This is a genomic window from Salinisphaera sp. SWV1 (assembly GCF_052044155.1).
Lineage (GTDB): Bacteria > Pseudomonadota > Gammaproteobacteria > Nevskiales > Salinisphaeraceae > Salinisphaera.
In genome coordinates this window covers 63,250-81,308 of record NZ_JBQDYE010000002.1, presented here as the reverse complement: position 1 = coordinate 81,308, position 18,059 = coordinate 63,250, and the positions used below count along the sequence as shown (strand labels likewise).

At 63.6% G+C, this 18,059-nt stretch carries 12 protein-coding genes; 8 read left to right on the top strand and 4 right to left on the bottom strand.

From position 1 onward, the window contains the following. Positions 1-89 precede the first annotated feature (89 nt). From ACS8YF_RS01550 to ACS8YF_RS01530, 5 genes are all read left to right on the top strand, one after another. Positions 90-536 carry an NUDIX hydrolase gene (locus ACS8YF_RS01550; RefSeq protein WP_440848461.1) on the top strand — a complete coding sequence of 149 codons (447 nt, stop codon included), beginning with the start codon at positions 90-92 and terminating at the stop codon, positions 534-536. Further along, complete coding sequence (gene mnmA / locus ACS8YF_RS01545) at positions 533-1,693, top strand: tRNA 2-thiouridine(34) synthase MnmA (protein WP_440848460.1); 1,161 nt, start codon at positions 533-535, stop codon at positions 1,691-1,693. Before ACS8YF_RS01550 ends, mnmA begins: the two co-directional genes overlap by 4 nt. Continuing rightward, entirely contained in the window at positions 1,690-2,289 is a 600-nt protein-coding gene (locus ACS8YF_RS01540) for a lysogenization protein HflD (protein ID WP_440848459.1), read from the top strand. The genes mnmA and ACS8YF_RS01540 overlap by 4 nt, the downstream gene beginning before the upstream one ends. A 135-nt stretch (positions 2,290-2,424) precedes the next feature. Continuing rightward, on the top strand, positions 2,425-5,157 hold the full coding sequence (acnA, locus tag ACS8YF_RS01535) for an aconitate hydratase AcnA (protein WP_440848458.1): 2,733 nt from the start codon (positions 2,425-2,427) through the stop codon (positions 5,155-5,157). A 203-nt stretch (positions 5,158-5,360) separates the two neighbouring features. Next, a complete protein-coding gene (locus ACS8YF_RS01530) occupies positions 5,361-7,193 on the top strand; it encodes a sensor domain-containing phosphodiesterase (protein ID WP_440848457.1) in 1,833 nt (610 codons plus the stop codon). A gap of 49 nt (positions 7,194-7,242) precedes the next feature. On the opposite strand, the gene ACS8YF_RS01525 is transcribed toward ACS8YF_RS01530, so the two are convergent. The 4 genes from ACS8YF_RS01525 to ACS8YF_RS01510 all read right to left on the bottom strand — a co-directional run bounded on the left by ACS8YF_RS01525 (position 7,243) and on the right by ACS8YF_RS01510 (position 12,595). Continuing rightward, positions 7,243-8,310, bottom strand: coding sequence for a dipeptidase (locus tag ACS8YF_RS01525; RefSeq protein WP_440848456.1), 1,068 nt, complete (start codon positions 8,308-8,310; stop codon positions 7,243-7,245). A gap of 18 nt (positions 8,311-8,328) precedes the next feature. Then, on the bottom strand, positions 8,329-9,591 hold the full coding sequence (gene cqsA / locus ACS8YF_RS01520) for an alpha-hydroxyketone-type quorum-sensing autoinducer synthase (RefSeq protein ID WP_440848455.1): 1,263 nt from the start codon (positions 9,589-9,591) through the stop codon (positions 8,329-8,331). A 561-nt stretch (positions 9,592-10,152) separates the two neighbouring features. Continuing rightward, a complete protein-coding gene (locus ACS8YF_RS01515) occupies positions 10,153-11,172 on the bottom strand; it encodes a response regulator (RefSeq protein WP_440848454.1) in 1,020 nt (339 codons plus the stop codon). Next, positions 11,159-12,595, bottom strand: a complete 1,437-nt coding sequence (locus tag ACS8YF_RS01510; RefSeq protein WP_440848453.1) for a sensor histidine kinase — start codon at positions 12,593-12,595, stop codon at positions 11,159-11,161. The genes ACS8YF_RS01515 and ACS8YF_RS01510 overlap by 14 nt, the downstream gene beginning before the upstream one ends. 192 nt (positions 12,596-12,787) lie before the next feature. On the opposite strand from ACS8YF_RS01510, the gene ACS8YF_RS01505 reads away from it, so the two are divergent. The 3 genes from ACS8YF_RS01505 (at position 12,788) to ACS8YF_RS01495 (ending at position 18,046) form a co-directional block, all read left to right on the top strand. Then, positions 12,788-15,217: an EAL domain-containing protein gene (locus ACS8YF_RS01505; RefSeq protein ID WP_440848452.1), complete on the top strand. Its 2,430-nt coding sequence runs from the start codon at positions 12,788-12,790 to the stop codon at positions 15,215-15,217. 570 nt (positions 15,218-15,787) lie between these two features. Next, positions 15,788-16,609: a translesion DNA synthesis-associated protein ImuA gene (gene imuA, locus ACS8YF_RS01500; protein ID WP_440848451.1), complete on the top strand. Its 822-nt coding sequence runs from the start codon at positions 15,788-15,790 to the stop codon at positions 16,607-16,609. A gap of 69 nt (positions 16,610-16,678) precedes the next feature. After that, on the top strand, positions 16,679-18,046 hold the full coding sequence (locus ACS8YF_RS01495) for a Y-family DNA polymerase (RefSeq protein WP_440848450.1): 1,368 nt from the start codon (positions 16,679-16,681) through the stop codon (positions 18,044-18,046). Positions 18,047-18,059: the final 13 nt, after the last annotated feature.

Below are 18,059 nucleotides of genomic sequence, written 5' to 3'. Positions count from 1 at the left end.
CATCATACCCGGGGTCGGCTCGCTTGGCCACGCAAAAATCGGCTTTGCTAGAATCGGAGGCTTCGATTTCGCCGGCCGAGGCCGCCGTCATGGTCCATGCCGAACTTACCGTTGCCGCTATCGTGAAACGCGACTCGCACTACCTCATAATCGAGGAGCTCGCGCACGGGCGGCGTGTGCTCAATCAACCGGCGGGCCACGTGGAACCGGGCGAGACCATTCTCGATGCCGCAATCCGGGAGACGCGCGAGGAAAGCGCCTGGCGCTTCCACCCCCGCGGCTTCATCGGCATGTACTACTGGCCGCACGCCGATGGCCGCACCACGCTGCGGGTCGCGCTCGCCGGTGACGTCGACGATCATGCCGCCGGGCAACCGCTGGACGACGGCATCATCGCCACACACTGGTTGACGCGTGACGCCCTGGCCGCCCGCTCGGATCTGCGCAGCGCCCTCGTGCTGCAGTCCATCGACGACTTCGAGTCGCACGATCTCATGCCGCTCGATCGGGTCCGGCACATGACGAGCCGCTCATGAGCACCATGCAACACAACCCCGCCGATACGCGCGTCATCGTCGGTCTGTCCGGCGGCGTGGATTCGTCGGTAACCGCACTCCGGCTGGTCGAGGCGGGGTATCGGGTCGAGGGCCTGTTCATGTTCAACTGGAGCGAGGATGAAGCCGGCCGCTGCCAGGCCGCGGACGACTTCGAAGACGCTGCAGCGGTTTGCGACGCCCTGGATATCCCGCTGCATCGAGCCGATTTCTCGCGTGAATACAAGTCGCGGGTATTCCGGTATTTTCTCGCCAGCTATGCGGCCGGACGCACGCCCAACCCGGACGTACTCTGCAACCGCGAGATCAAGTTCGATGCCTTCATGCATCATGCGGATCGCCTCGGCGCCGACATGATCGCCACCGGGCATTACGCGCGTGTCGACCATCGCGGCCAACACCCGCGGCTGTTGCGCGGGCTCGACGCGAGCAAGGACCAGTCCTATTTTCTGTCCGCGGTACCGATCGAGGCCCTGGCGCGGACCCTGTTCCCGCTGGGTGAGATCGACAAGACCGACGTGCGCGCGATCGCCAAGCGCGCGGGCCTGCCGGTTCACGACAAACCCGACAGCACTGGCGTGTGCTTCATCGGCGAGCGGGATTTCGAAGGATTCTTGCGTGAGTATCTGTCCGGCCGGGCCGGGCCGGTGCGTGTATCCGGCGGGCCGCTCGACGGACGCGTGATCGCCGAGCATTCGGGCCTCATCTACTACACGATCGGCCAGCGCCGCGGTCTGGGGCTGGGCGGCGTGGCCGGGGCCGCTGAAGGGCCGTGGTATGTCGTGGCCAAGGATCTGGCGCGCGACACGCTGTGGGTGAGCCAGGATGCAGCCCACCCCGCGCTGGAACAGACCGAACTGGTCGCAGGCGCGCCGCACTGGCTGATCGAGCCGCCCAACGGGCCGGTGCACTGTGCGGCGCAGGTGCGTTACCGCCAGGCGGCCATCGACTGCGTGACCACGCCGCGCGCGGACGGCGGCCTGCACGTGCGCTTCGAAAGGCCGCCGCGCGCGATTGCGCCGGGGCAGTATGTGGTGTTCTACGATGGCGCGCACTGCCTGGGCAGCGCCGAGATTCAAGCGGCCGCCGGCGGCGCCGCCGCCACCACCACGACCCAACGGAATGATCTTCCCGCATGAGCCAACACAACGCGACACTCGAGAACCAGGTGCTGGCGCTGGCTGGCGTGGCCCAGTTCACGCTCTATGCGCACGAGATGGCGACCGAGGGGCGCGATCTGCCGGCCCGGTTCGAGCGCGCGACGCAGGCAATCTTCTGCACCGACCCCGATAGCGCGATCGATGTCTACGGCGATCGTGCCGGTGTGGCCGACGGGATTCGTTACCTGCGTGTGCAACTGTCCGGGCAACGACCGGACGCCAAGGGCGCCGCGGTTGCGCGCTACATCGGCCAGATCCTGAAGCTTTCGGGCAAGGTGCTTGACGACGAACAGGCGCTCGGGCGCATTCGCGGCGCGATCGATCGCGCGCGTCTGGCCGAGCTCGACGCCGTCGCCGATATCCTCGACGCCGCCTATCGGGAAACGATCAGCCCGTTGAAACCGCAGATCATGCTGCACGGCGAACCGATGTATCTGAAGAATGAATACATCCAGCGACGTATCCGGACGCAGTTGCTGGCCGCGATCCGCTGTGGCGTGATGTGGCGCCAGTGCGGCGGCGGCTTCATATCGCTGTTCTTCCGTCGCAAGGCCCTGCTCGCCGCACTCGAGTGAGCGCCCGGGCGCGCCTTCGCGCCGCCACCGGCCCCGTCCTGCAGGCGACCGGATGAACACGGTATACTTCGCCCGTTTTCTCGTCGTTTGCGCGACGCATACGCCATAAGACCACAGGCCCAGGAGATGAGGTCCATGACCGATAGTTTTGGTACCCGTTCGCAGTTCACCGTCGGTGGACGCCGTTTCGACTATTTCAGCCTGAAAAAGCTCGAAAAACAGTTCCCGAGCGTGGCGAAACTGCCCTACGCTCAGAAGATTCTGCTGGAAAACCTCCTGCGGCACGAAGACGGCGCCAACGTCACCGCCGACGACGTCAAGGCGCTGGCGCAGTGGGAAGCCACCGCCGAGCCGGCGACCGAGATCGCCTTCACCCCGGCCCGCGTGGTATTGCAGGATTTCACCGGCGTACCGGCCGTGGTCGATCTGGCCGCCATGCGCGACGCCATGAAGAACCTCGGCGGCAGCCCCGCCAGGATCAACCCGCAGTCGCCGGCCGAACTTGTCATCGACCACTCGGTGATGGTCGACGAGTATGGCTCGGACAAGGCCTTCGATCTCAATGCCAAGCTTGAGTTCAACCGCAACAAGGAGCGCTACGCGTTCCTGCGCTGGGGCCAGGGCGCGTTCAACAATTTCAAGGTCGTGCCGCCGGACACCGGTATCGTGCATCAGGTCAACCTGGAGTATCTGGCGCGCGTGGTCTTCGGCAACACCGATACCGGGCTGGCCTATCCCGACACGCTGGTCGGCACGGACTCCCACACCACGATGATCAACGGCGTGGGCGTGCTCGGCTGGGGCGTGGGTGGCATCGAGGCGGAAGCCGCGATGCTCGGTCAGCCGATCACCATGCTCATCCCGCAGGTCATCGGCTTCAGGCTCACCGGCAAGCTGGCCGAGGGCACCACCGCCACCGATCTGGTGCTCACGGTCACCGAGATGCTGCGTGCCAAGGGCGTGGTCGGCAAGTTCGTGGAATTCTACGGCGAGGGCCTGGCCGATCTGGCCCTGGCCGACCGCGCGACCATCGCCAACATGGCACCGGAATACGGCGCGACCTGCGGTATCTTCCCGGTCGACGAGGAAACCATCCGCTACATGGAACTGACCGGCCGCGACGCCGAGCAGATCGAGTTGACCCGCGAGTACGCCAAGGCCCAGGGCCTTTGGCGTGAAGCCGGCGAGCCGGACGCGAACTACACCGACGCCCTGGAACTCGACCTGTCGACCGTGCAGCCGTCGCTCGCCGGGCCGAAGCGCCCGCAGGACCGCGTGCTGTTGTCCGACATGCAGGCCACCTACCGGCGCGAAGTCAAGCCGTTCATCGAGGCGCGCGAGGAGAAGGCCGGCAAATCGATGGCCGAGGCCAAGGAAGAAAGCGAAGGCGGCATTCCGAGCCAGAGCGTCGGTGGCACCGCCCGGGTCAGCTACAAGGAACACGATTTCGACCTGCACGATGGCTCGGTGGTGATCGCGGCCATTACCTCCTGCACCAACACCTCGAACCCGGCGGTGATGCTGGCGGCCGGCCTTGTCGCCCGGAATGCGGTGGCCAGGGGCATGCAGGTCAAGCCCTGGGTGAAGACCTCGCTGGCGCCCGGCTCCAAGGTGGTGACGGAATATCTGGAAAAGGCCGGCCTGGACGACGATCTCGATCAGCTCGGGTTCCAGCTGGTCGGCTACGGCTGCACCACCTGCATCGGCAACTCCGGGCCGCTGCCGGAGCCGATCGGCGATGCGGTGCGCGAACACAACCTCAATGTGGCGTCGGTGCTGTCCGGCAACCGCAACTTCGAGGGTCGCGTGCACGGCGATGTCCGCATGAACTTCCTGGCAAGCCCGCCGCTGGTCGTGGCCTATGCCCTGGCCGGCACGATCGACACCGATCTGACCCATGACCCGCTTGGGCAGGACGCCGAAGGCAACGACATCTATCTGGCGGACCTGTGGCCGTCGCAGAAGGAAATCTACGACACCATCGGTACGTCGCTGAACTCCGAGATGTTCAAGCACAGCTACGGTGACGTCTTCGCCGGCGACTCGCGCTGGCAGAACCTGGACGTGCCGGAGGGCGAGATCTACGCCTGGGACGCCGATTCCACCTACGTGCAGAACCCGCCCTACTTCGAAGGCATGACCGTCGAGGTCGACGATATCCCGGCGATCCAGGGCGCGCGTTGCCTGGCCAAGCTGGGCGACTCGATCACGACCGACCATATCTCGCCGGCCGGTGCGATCACGAAGGACAGCCCGGCGGGCCAGTACCTGCAGGAACAGGGCGTGTCGCCTTCGGACTTCAACAGCTATGGCTCGCGCCGGGGCAACCACGAAGTCATGATGCGGGGCACCTTCGCCAACGTGCGTCTGCGCAATCAGCTCGCGCCCGGCACCGAGGGCGGCTGGACCCGGCATCAGCCGTCCGGCGACGAGATGTTCATCTACGACGCGGCGATGAAATACAAGGATGAAGGCACGCCGCTGGTGATCCTGGCCGGTAAGGAATACGGCACGGGCTCGTCGCGCGACTGGGCCGCCAAGGGCACCCTGCTGCTGGGCGTGAAAGCCGTGATCGCCGAGTCCTTCGAACGCATCCATCGTTCGAACCTGGTGGGCATGGGCGTACTGCCCCTTCAGTTCAACGAAGGCGATTCGCATGAGTCGCTGAGCCTCGACGGCACGGAAACCTTCGACATTGACGGGCTGACTTCCGGCGCCGGGTCGGTGCACATCACCGCGACCAAGGAATCCGGCGAGACGGTGACATTCGACGCCCGCGTGCGCATCGACACGCCCAAGGAGTGGGATTACTACCAGAACGGCGGCATCCTGCACTACGTGCTGCGGCAGTTGGCCAAGGCAGCCTGATCCGGCGACCGGTTCGGTACCTGGAGAGCCCCGCTTCGGCGGGGCTTTTTTGATGCCGTACCGCTGCCTCCGGACCCCTGTCATGACAGCAGGACAAGCGCTGTATCAGACAGTATTTGACAGATCAAGCGCGGATACCGACATATTGGCTATTATCGCGACAGTCGAGCCTCGCCGATCGGCTGTTCTGACACGAGCCCAACATGACCGACCCCGAGGATCCGAAGGCGGCCTTCTCCAGCGACTCGATCGCTGACGAGAAACTTCGACTCGCCGAACTGGCGGTTCTGGATATACTCGATACCGGTCCGGAAGAGCGCTTCGATCGGGTGACGCGGCTTGCCGCGAAAATCTTCGACGTGCCGACGGCGCTGATATCCTTCATCGATCACGACCGCCAATGGTTCAAGGCGCACCTTGGCCTTGAGTTGTGCGAAACCGCCCGCGGCAACCCGTTCTGCCGTCATACGCTGAATCAAGCGCTCGTATTCCGGGTCGAGGACGCGGCCATGGACCCGGCGTTCCGCGACAACTCGCTGGTCACCGGCTACCCGCACATTCGCTTCTATGCCGGTCGCGCCATACGGGGCCCCACAGGTCAGGCGGTCGGCGCCCTGTGTGTCATCGATCACAAGCCGCGCACCTTCGACGACCGGGCCCAGGATATCCTCATCGAGCTGGGCGCTCTGGTCGAGGCAGAGTTGATGCGCCAGCCCGATTGGCCGCGTGGTGCCGGGCATTCGATCGGCGAGCCGGGCCGAGCCGACCCGGCGGGCGTCGCCGGCCCTCACGACCTCATCCATGGACATGTCGACCGCCTGCTCGCGGTTGCGGCGAAGGCCAATCACCGCCTCGCGATCCTGCATCTGCGGCTCGACAACCTCCCGGAATTCAAACTCGTTCATGATGCCGGGCAGACGCAGCGTTTCATTAACCGTTGGCTGAACGACCTGCAGGACAAGAACACCGACCTGATCTACATCGCGCGATTGTCCGAGATGGCCCTCGTCGGCGTACTCGATCGTACGGGCAGCGCCGACGACATCCGCCGGCGCTGCGATGCGCTGCGCGCGCAGGCGATTCAAGCAGCGGATATCGACGATATACACTTCGTGTTCAATACCACCGCCGGTGTCAGCCTGTTCCCCGATCACGCAAGCTCGGCCCAGGAACTGATCAACAATGCGCGCCTTGCGCACGCCCGACGCCGTCCGGGCGACGCGACCGCCCTGTTCACCCCGCTGATGGCGGAGCGCTCCCAGCGCCAATCGCTGTTACAAGAGCGGTTCATGCGCGCCGTGGTCAACGATGCACTGCATTTCTGCTGGCAGCCGATTTTCGGCAATTTCGGCCGTACCCTGGTTGCCTTCGAATTGCTCGCGCGCTGGTACGATCCGCAACTGGGCGCCATCGGCCCGGAGGAATTCATACCGCTGATCGATCAACAGGAACGGCTCAAGCGCGCCCTCGTCGTCAAAGCCATCGACACCGCCTGCCGCCAGCTGGCTCGCTGGCAGACCAGGCATTCCGAACCGCCGCACATCGCCATCAATATTCCCGGCAGCGAGTTCTATCGCGACGATTTCCCCGACCTGGTGTCGTCGATACTCGGGGACCACGGCGTCGCGGGCAATCACCTGATCCTGGAACTGACCGAGCGCAGCCTCATACCCGACTTCGAGGCCACGGCGCAGACCATGCGGCGTCTGCGCCGGACCGGTATTCATATCGCGATCGACGACTTCGGCAGCGGCTATTCCTCGATTGCCTATCTGACCGAACTGCCGATTTCGTCAGTCAAGATCGACAAGAGCGTGGTGCAACAGATCGATCGCGCCGCACAGCGCTATCGACTCATGCAGAGTATCGTCGATCTCGCCCACGGCCAGAATCTGCCCACCGTGGCCGAAGGCGTGGAAACACCGGCCCAGCTCCAGCTGGTCACCGACATGCGCTGCGAATACACCCAGGGCTTTCTTCTCGGCCGGCCCCAGTCGCTGAAACAGACCGACGCACTCGTCGACCGCAGCATGTAGGCCCGCTGCCGCCGTTTCGTTCATGCCAGACAGGTTGCGCCGGTCGTATTCACCCGCCCCAGGTCGCTTCAAGCACGCGCAGCCAGTTGTCGCGGCTGATGGCTGCTATGGTGGCGGCGTCATGGCCGCGGGCCTGCATCGCCTGCGGCAGCGCCGGTAGCGAGGCGACATCCCGGATCGGGACAGGCATCGCGCGAACGCCATCGAAATCGGAACCGAGCCCCACGTGATCGGGCCCCATGATCGACAGCATGTGATCCAGATGATCGAGCATCACCTCGATCGACGTGTCCGCGCCCAACCCGCCATCGGGACGCAGAAAATAATTGGCGAAATTCAGTCCCACGATGCCGTTGCTACGCGCGATGGCGCGTAGCTGATCGTCGGTCAGATTGCGGGCATGGGGACAGATCGCGTGCGCGTTCGAATGGCTGGCGATCAGCGGCGCGTCGCTGGTGCGGGCCACGTCCCAGAACCCCTGCTCGTTCAGGTGAGACAGATCGATCGCGATACGACGCCGGTTACAGGCTGCCACGAGGGCGAAGCCGGCTTCTGTCAGTCCCGGGCCAGTATCGGGCGCGGACGGAAAACGAAACGGCACCCCTTCGCCGAATGCACTCGCCCGGCTCCAGACTGGGCCCAGGGAGCGCAGGCCGGCCGCATGAAAGACATCCAGCGCCTCGAAGTCGGTGTCAATGGCTTCCGCCCCTTCGAAGTGCAGCACGGCCGCCACCGCGCCCTCTGCCTCGGCCGCCCGGATGTCCGCAACGCTTCGGCAGATGCGAAAACGACCCTCGGAGGCGGCCTCGATTCGCAACAGGCGCGAGATCATGGTCATGACGCGCGGCGTGGCCTCGGCCGCGCTCATTGCCGGCGCCAGTGCCTTGTCGTATCCCGTTCGGGTTCGCACGAGCGGCGATCGGTCGTTGGCCGGCGGCACGAAAACCGCGAACAGACCACCCCCGAATCGCCCCCGGCGCATCCGTGGCCAGTCCAGATGCCCTTCCGCCCGTCCTTCAAGAAATTGGCGTATCGCCTCGTGCGCCGGCAGCTCGGCGAGCTGCAGCAACATGTCGTTGTGGCCGTCGAAGGTCGACGGCCACTCGGGGTCGGTCATGTCATTTCCTGTCGAACATCAGGCCGCCAGGCTCTCGACGGTATTGTTGCGCTGCGCGCGACGCGTGGACGGCCAGTTTGCCAGATCAACTTCTTCGCGGATGTCGCGACAGACCCGGATCACATGGTCGAGCTGTTCACGCGTGATGCCGGCGTTGATCGACAGTCGGATCAATGACCGCTTGGTCGCGGTGGCCGGCGCACAGAACACCGATCCAAACACGCCGCGGGATTCCAGCGCGTCGCGGAGCACCATCGTCTGCTGTTCTCGCCCCGCTTCCAGCGCAATGATCTGGGCCTTGCTGATTTCAACGTTATAGCCCAGCGAGTCGAGGTTGCGCCTCAGATACTCGGTATTCGCAAAAAGTCGCTGGCGCTGCTCATCCGCTGCCTTGATCAGATCGAGGGTCTTGCTCAAGGCCGCGATGTCGGGCGGCAGCAAGGCCGAACTGAAGATTGCCGGGAAGGCGTTGTACTTGATGAACTGACGCAGCCGGTCGCTACAGGCGATCAAGCCGGCGCGGCCTGCAAACGCCTTGGCCAGGCTGGCAGTAACGAAATGGACCTTGTCCTGCAAACCCAGCCCGGCGACCATGCCGCTGCCCTGCCAGCCATGCGTGCCCAGCGAGTGCGACTCGTCCACGATGATCACGCAACCGGCTTTCGAGGCGACGTCCACGATTTCGCGTACCGGCGCGACGCTGCCATTGGTGCTGTACACCGAGTCGATGACCACCAGGCCCGGGCCGTTCCGCTTGATCATCGCCGCCAGATGTTCGGGACTGTTGTGCCGAAAGGGCTTGGCTTCCAGACCGGCAGCCTGAATACCCTGCCAGAGCGAGGCATGGGCCATCATGTCGATATAGACGGGAGTGCCCTTAACGCCGATGGACTGAATCAGGCCGACATTCGCGGCATAGCCGGACTGACAAAGTAGCGTGGACTCCATGGCCATCCAGCTCGCCATGCGGTTTTCGAAGTCGTCCTGCGGACTGTCGCCATGCAGATACACGGCGGACATGACCATGGTGTTGTCGGTGGCGTCGAGCGTATCGATCTGAGCCTGTCGGATGTCCGGGTGATTAGCCAGGTCGAGATAATCGTTGCTCACCAGCATCACGGCATCCTCGCTAGGGGAACGCCCGTGCATGATGTGTCCACCCTGCCAAGTCTTTTCGACGCGCTCACGATAGTAGTGATCGACGTGGGCTGAAAGAAAATCCGGCTCGGCCGCGGTGCGGGTATTGCGAGCCTGGTGATTGATGGAGGAGAGCTGGTTCATGCGAGGCCTCATTGATTCGACGATGAGAGTGGAAATGACAACAATAGATTTTGACGCAGCTGTTTCAGAAGGTGCATGACAGCTACCGAGGTACCCTAATTTTTTATAAAAATCGCCCGGTTTTCAAATTAACCGCTGTAGCCACGATTCAGCTTACCCAATATCGGCGCCCAAGGGCCTCGGTTCAGTGCATTGCCTCCAATCTCAATCGCATCACCTGCGGTTTTTTCAGCCCTTGTAGGCGGCTTGTTGCAATCGCCGGGCGCGGCTCCGCAATCGTCATACAAATCAATGCCTAGGCCGATGGGCGACCCGTGCGACGAGGCCTTCGCGTGGCGACTGGGGCGCGAGTGGGTAGAGGCCGCCGCACGCCATTTGCCGCTTATATCCGCAGGGCAATCGACCGCACCGTGCGCAATGCGTTGGATTGGCGCCCGCCCGCGGCGCGCGCCCGGGCCCCGCCAGACCGCGAGGTTTGCGCGCGACACCGGCGACAGGAGACACACGCCCGCCAAAACGCGTGATTGCAATACGACGCCCCGACGAGCCGGAATGAACCGGTTACATTAATGAGTAACCGACCGTGTCCAGCCACTCAAGGAATTCGTTGTAACTGGGACGGGCCTGTATACAGTCGGTGGTACAGGACATGTCGAACAGGCTCCAGCGTAAATCGTCGGCCGCCTCACCAAGCTCGGCCGCGCGCGCGGTATGGGCCGACCAGTCCAGTTCATGATAGACGGAACTGTTGGGGTCGAGCATGAGCGTGCCCGCCGCCAGGCCGTCGACGATCGGTGCCGGAGCGCCGGCAGCGCGCGCGCGCTGTGCTTCGCGCGCTCTTTCGTCGCGGCTCTGGATGACCAGCCGTTTGACCCGGCCGGCGGCATCGGCGAACACGAACCCCGTGGGCTCGATGGCGAGGTAATACTCCACCAGCCCCCGCTCGGTGCGCAGCCGCTCGATCAGCCGCGCCACCGCTGGCTCCTTGAGTAGGCCGGGCAAGTCGACGGGAAACACATCCGCCGCGGCGGTGAACACATCGCGGATATATGCCTGTTGAAATTGACGGATCGCCTGGTTGAGCGTGTCGTAAACCGCGTGCTCATGCTTGCGGATGTACTGATCGATGATGCCGTGATTGAAGGCGTCGACCGCCACCGATTCCGTGGCCACTCCCGTGAACAATATTTTCTTGACGTGTGGATCCTTGATCTGGCGGCAGAACTCGAGCCCGTTCATCTGCGGCATGGCGTAATCGACCAACGCCACCGAAATCTGGGCAAAGCGGTCGGACGCCTGCATCTCGCGATGCAGGGCGCCGATATCGAGCTCGAGCGACTCGCGATGGTTATCGCCGCTGTCGCCGTGGCCGTTTTGCAGCGCCTTGAAAAAACGGTCGCGCGCGGCGCCATTCGGCTGACGCCCGTTCAGGTAACTCAGCGCCTTATGGGTTGAATCGAATAGCAGATAGGCCAGATCAGCATCGAGCTGCAGGCTGAGATTGCCGAGAAAGTCGATATCGTCATCGACCAGAACAATCTGCGTCGGGTGGAAATACGGCGCCAGTTCAATCGTGGCCATCGTCGGCGACCTCCGGAAAGCTCATAATGAATTCAGTGTATTCGCCCAGCACCGAATCGCAGCGGATATACCCGCCGAAGCTGTCGATGACAAGACGCACGAAAGCCAGGCCGATCCCGGTCCCCTGGCCACGCGGCATGCCCGAGTAGAAACGCTCGAAGATCCGTGGCACTGCCTCCGGGCGTATACCGGGTCCCGTGTCCCGAAAATGCAGGTGATGTATGCCGGAAGCGGAGCGGGAAGTCCAGATCACAATACGCCCCCCGTTCTTGCGTGCCAGATGATACAAGGCGTTCTTGAGCAGATTGAACAGCACATGCACCATCAAGAGCTTGGAGCCATGGAACACGAAATCGGGGCCGCCCGCCCGTTCGATCCAGTCCCGTTCACGTGTCGAATGAAATGGATAACGCTCGAGTGCGGTGGCGACGCAATCCGCGATGGACACCGATTCGAAGGTCGAGCGATCAATGGCGGCACGGCTGGAGTTGACCAACAGCATGTCCAGTACGGCGCTGGTGTACTCGCTTTCCGTATGAATACGGTTGAGGACCGATTGGATCTGCTGAAAATGAGCTTGTCGGATCGGGCGTACCGGCAACGAATGCTGGCGGGCCAGTTCATAGCCTTCGATGAGAGTCGGCAGATAGGCATTCAACCCGCGCGCGCCACTGCGTATGCCGAGCAGCGGCGTACGCAACTCATGGGCCATGGTGCCGACGGCGTCGGTGATGGCGGCGAGTTTCTCCCGTGCCACGAGTTCAGATTTGTAGTTGAAGGCGCTACCCGCAACGAGTCCGAAGAGATAGATGGACACCAGTACCGGGAGTGGAATATCGCCCTGGACCTGGAACCCCCCGCCCAGGGCGACAAAAACAGCCCAGGCCAGCAGTGCGCCCGATATCGACAGAATGAGCGTCATCAACCAGTCGAACACCAGGATCACCAGCAGCATTAACGCCGCCATCGTCGACAGCGCCCATACGGATGACAGGTGATTGAGCAACGTCATCAGAACGAAGAAGAAGGGCAACTGGAACAGCAGGATGAATAACCAGTAGATCGCCAACCACTGTTCCATGTTGCGATGTCTCGACAGTTGACGTTCGAACAGCATGGGAATCGAGAACAGAACGCATATCGAACGCAGCCAGACACTTTCAAAAGGTTGCGGATAGATATCCTGCCAGATGTAGTAGTACAGCGGCTGGCCGATGATCTCCACGATGGCGAAGGTGGCCATGCTGGCGCGGGCATAAGTGGCACTCTGCTGTAGCGAGGCGGCCAGCCGCGTCCATACTCGCCGCAGGATGACTTGCCAGTAGAAAAGCAGCGCCTCTCGAAGATTTCGGTGCTGCCGGTCATTAGGTTGCGCCGCGTGACGATTGACACGGGCATCTTCACTCTGAGAAGAATCCGTCATGTCACCCCACGCCCCCCCCAAAGTCGGAATATCGAGACCGATACGCAATACTGCGATTCCTTCAGTATACTGGCTCGGCATAGATCCCGTTGCGATGCCAAATGTCCCGACTCACAAGACAGCGTGGTCGTACGCCCTGTTCAGGCGGCGTCCAGCCGGTAGGTCGCGGCCCTCTCTAGGGCACGCGCGATCATGCCTGCCACTCGACGCATACTCTACGGCTGCCTCGGTCTTCTTCTGTTCAGTCAATTCGCGGCGCTCGGCGTCGCCTGTCTCAGCGCCCCGCGTCGCGACATGATCACCCTGCTCATCGCGGCGCTCGGTTGCGCACTGGCAATCGTTCTGCTGTGCATCATCTGGCGCCAGGATCGGCGCAGCCGGGTCAGCGGCGCGGCGGCGCTGGCCGAATGGATCGAGCAGGTCGATGTCAGCGCCGACGACCTGCCCCAGTTCGATCATGCCCTGGCCAGCCGCGCCCCGCGCCTGACCGGCGCCATCGAGACCTTGATCGCGCGAGTCCATGATTATCGCGACAAGCTGCTCGTGCGGCATCAGCGGGTCCAGCGACTGCTTCGCAACGTTACCGACGTGTTGTATCACGCCGACCGGGACGGCCGCCTGACCTGGGTTACCGACTCGGTGTCGGACATGCTCGGCTACACACCGCAGGAGTTACGCGGTTATTCCCTGGCGCAGCTGCTGGCGGACCCGGATACCGATCTGCCGATACTCACGCAAAGCGCCAACATCGTGCGTTATCCCACACGCGTGTTTCGCAGCGATGGCAGCATTGCCTGGTTGCTGGTTTCGGCACGCCGCATCGACGACGCCGAAGGCCGGATCGTGGGCAGCGAGGGCATCTGTCGTGATGGCACGCGCCTGATCGAGACCCAGCGCCAGCTCAACCAGGAAAAGGAGCGGGCCCAGGTCACGCTGGCGGCCATCGGCGACGGGGTGATTACCACGGACGCCAGCGGTACGATCGACTACGTCAATCCGCGCGGTCAGCACATGCTGGCGCGAAAGATGAAACAGGTTCAGGGGCGCGCCTTCGAAAACGTCTGTCGATTGTTCGACCCGGACAAGAAAGAGTTCGTCGACGGGCTGGTCACGGACTGTCTCGAGACCGGCATCTCGCGCGAGTGGGCCAACGCCCTGGCCCTGGTGGGCGATCAGCTGCCTACCCGGGACCCGAACGACTATCGCTCGGTGACGGTTACCGTCTCCGCGATCCGCGACGAGAAGAGCCGGATCATCGGTGCGGTGGTGGTGCTGCACGACGTGACGCGGCTTGAGCGCGTCTCTCGTGAGCTGACCTATCAAGCCAACCACGATTCGCTGACCGGACTGCTCAATCGGCGCGCCTTCGAACGCCAGCTCCGACAGGTGCTGGAAACGACCCGAGTGAACAAGATCCGGCATACGCTATGCTATCTTGATCTGGACCAGTTCAAGCTGATCAACGACAGCTGTGGTCACCATGCCGGCGATGCGATGCTGCGCCAGCTGTCGTCGCAGATGATCACCCAACTCAGACCCCACGACACCCTGGCCCGGCTCGGCGGGGACGAGTTCGGCATCATCTTCGAGGAAACCGACCTGGAAACCGCGCAGGCGGTGGCCGAACGCCTGCGGCAATGGCTCGAGGGGTTTCGCTTTGAATGGGAGGGCAAGGCGTTCCGTCTCGGCGCAAGCCTCGGCCTGAGCGTCGTCGGGGAAGACTCGATCAGCGCCGCCGAACTGCTGCGGCGTGCCGACACCGCCTGTTATCTGGCCAAGGAACAGGGGCGGAACCAGGTTCGCGTCTATCATCGCAACAGTGATGAAGCGCGCATGCGCGACTACGAGATCGAGCGCATGCAACAGATCAACGAAGCGCTCGACGAGCATGGCTTCGTTCTGCACGCCCAGCCCATTGCGCCGTTGATGCCCCGAACCGAAGATTGGCGCATGGGAAGCGAACTGCTACTGCGAATGAAGGGCGACCCTGGCGCGATGATCTCCCCGCAGAACGTGTTGCTGACGGCGGAACGCTACAGCATGGCATCGCGTATCGATCGCTGGGTGATCAACCACGCCCTGCAGCTGATCGCCCGGTACGATGCGGACTGCCCCCGCATCGGCTACTACAGCATCAACATTTCCGGCCAATCGATCACCGACGAACAATTCGTCGGCTTCGTGCGCGAATGCATCGACCGCTCGGGCGTCGACCCGAAACGGCTGGTCTTCGAGATCACCGAGACCGCGGCCGTGACCAACCTGCAGCGTGCCGCCGACCTGATGCGCTCCCTGCGCGCGATCGGCTGTCGGTTCGCGCTCGACGATTTCGGCAGCGGCGTGAGTTCGTTCAGCTATCTCAAGCACCTGCCCTCGGACTTCGTGAAAATCGACGGCAAGCTGGTTCGCCACCTCACCGAAGACCCGGTCGAACATTCCATCATCGAAGCACTCAGCAAGGTCAGCCAGGCCGTCGGCCTGCGCACGGTGGCCGAACAGGTCGAGACCAAGGAACAACTCGATGCGCTGGAGCGGATCGGCATCAATTATGTGCAGGGTTACTATATCGCGCGGCCCATGCCTTTCGAGCAGTTCATCGAAAGCATGAAGGCTGAGCCATAGGACCTGCGGTCGTTTGACCCGCCGCGCCGTTGCGCTGCGCCCCGAAGTGGGGCCGACAAGGCGGCCGGAGCTGCCATCATGCCGCGGGCGGCGATCAAACCCGGATGGCTCCCAATTCGAAGGGCTGGCAACCCTGGCACGCGATACCCGCGCGCGCCAACGCATTGCCTGCCGGCGCCCTGATCTTCCGTCTTATTTGCGCTCATTCGCGTGCATTGGCGGACAAAATGCCCTGGCTTATCCCCCCGCTGCGTGTCGGAGATATTAATCCGGCACAGAAATAGATGATTTTTCGGGTTAATAGCGCGAATATGCGACCGTATGCTCGTCGCGGCCATTGGCCGCGAAGCCTTTGAAAATAAAAGACGGACAGGCGCGGGCTTTTATTTTTGAAGGCGTTGGAAACAGCTGATGAATTCAGCTGTTTTGATACCGGTTTAATAATTCAGTGCCGCGTTGTCCCATTCGCCGTATCGCCTGATGCGGCTCATCCCCGCGCCGTGCCCGGGCACGAACCGACGTTGCAACAGGCCCTAGTCAACGCCTTTAAAACTGTATATAAATACAGTTATGCAAACACGTGAACCCAATCCGAGTAACAACAGCCCGGCGGCTGCGCTGGAGGCGCGCTGGCAACGATTCGGCGTACACCGTGCCAGCCGCGCCGCGGCCCCCCTGACCTGGTCGAGCGGCTGGCCCTGGCTCGATGCGCTGCTGCCCGGCGGGGGCTATCCTCTGGCCGCGGTCACGGAATTTCTGGTGGAATCCGCCGGCCGGGGCGAACTCAGCCTGCTTCTCGCGGCGCTCAAACCCCGGCTGGAAGCCTGGCCCGATAGCCGGCTGGTCTTTGTCGAACCGCCGCATCGGCTGAATGCTCCCGCACTGGACGGCGCCGGCATTGATCGCGCACGCGTTCCGGTCATTCGCTGCCGCGACACCGCCGAGAGAGTCTGGAGCATCGAGCAGCTGGCGGCGGCCGGCGGTTTCGTGGCCTTCGTGCTCTGGGACGATAATCTGGATACGCCGGCATTGCGTCGCCTGCAGTTGGCCAGCGAAAAAGCCGGCGGCCCCGTTTTCGTCTATCGCGATCTGGCCTGCGCCCGGCACCGATCGCCGGCCGCCTTGAGGCTGGCAATCCAGAGCCGAAACGGGCGACAGAAAATCGAAGTACTGAAATGCCGGGGCCCTGCCGGCGGAACCGCTGACGGCCTGAAGGCCGCACGCGACCGCGGATGGGCCCCAGTACAAGGCGCGATCGTACCCGCCGAAGCGGCCAATCGCGAGAGCGCGCCGATGGCCGGGACTGGCACACCGCGCACGGCCAGCCCCGGCTCCGCAGGCCCGGGGGCCACAATGAACCCAAACGCGCCAGGCTGCTCGCACACCCGATAACCCATGTGGCTGGCGTTGCGCTTTCCGAATTGGGCACTGGATTGCCGGGGCGTAGCGCAGGAACGCCCCATGCTTGTGGTTGAAACCATCGGCCCGCGCCAGCGGGTGGTCGCGGCCAATCGCATGGCCCGATCGCATGGCGTGAGGCGGGGCATGGCTCTGGCCGATGCGCGAATGCGTCTGCCCGAGGCGGCGCTTCATGAGCGTAGTCGAGCGGCCGAAACGGCCGCCATGACCCGGCTGGCCGGCTGGGCCTGGCGCTACAGCAGCCAGATTCACTGGGCGATCCAGGATCAGGATATCGAATGCGCCCGACTGATTATCGAGATCGGCGCCAGTCTCCGCCTGTTCGGAGGCCGACGCCCCCTGCTCACCGCCATTCGCGACGACCTGAAATGGATGCATTACGCTTGTCGCGCCGGCCTGGGCGATACGCCGCAGGCCGCCCTCGCCTTCAGCCGGGTGCGCCGCGGCAGCCCCGATGCGGCCGCGTTGGCCACCCTGCCTGTTGCCTGTCTGGATCTCGACACCGCCACGCGTGACACGCTCGCGGCCAGCGGCTTTCGGCAGGCCGGCGAACTTCTGGCCTTGCCGCCGTCCACCCTGGTCCGGCGCTTCGGCAAGACCCCACTGCTTTATCTGGAGCAACTGCGAGGACGCCGGCCTCATGGGCTACGTCTCTACGAACGGCCGCCACGCTACCGCACCCATCACGAGCTCATCGGCGCGGTTGAAAGCACCGCGGGTCTCATCTTCACCCTACGGCGCATATTCGCAGAGCTTTCGGTCTTCCTGCGTGGCACGGACTGTGCGCTACAGACACTGCGCCTGAGTCTGGTTCACGAACGCCGGCCCGCGACCCGGGTCACGCTACGGTTATCGGCCCCCACCCACGACGCCCGGCACCTGGAGCGGGTGGCCTGCGAACGCCTCGAGCGCGTCACGCTGGCGGCGCCCGTAACCGAAATCGGCCTGGTCAGTGACCGGCTTCGCCCCGCCGAACACCGACAAGATGCGTTCTGGCATCAAGGCGAACCGCGTGCCGACGCGACCTGGCCGGGGGTGCTTGATCGCCTGCGCGCCCGTCTCGGTCCGCAGGCGGTTCGCTGGCTGGATGCACCTGCCGATCATCGGCCCGAGCAGGCCTCGGTCGAACGCGACAGCGAACCGCCCCGAGCCGCGCTCGATGACGATGGCGATGCTCTGCCGCGGCCGCTGTGGTTGCTCGATCCGCCCGAACGCATCGGCCCCGAAGCACTCGATGCCATGCACTGGATCAGTGGCCCGGAACGCATTGAAAGCGGTTGGTGGGATACAGGGCAGCGGCGCGACTACTACCGTGCCTTCGACCCCCGGGGGCGCCTGCTCTGGGTGTTTCGCGATCTGAACGCAAGCGACCCCGCGGCCGGCTATTTCCTGCATGGACTGTTTGGCTGAGGCCGGCGACATA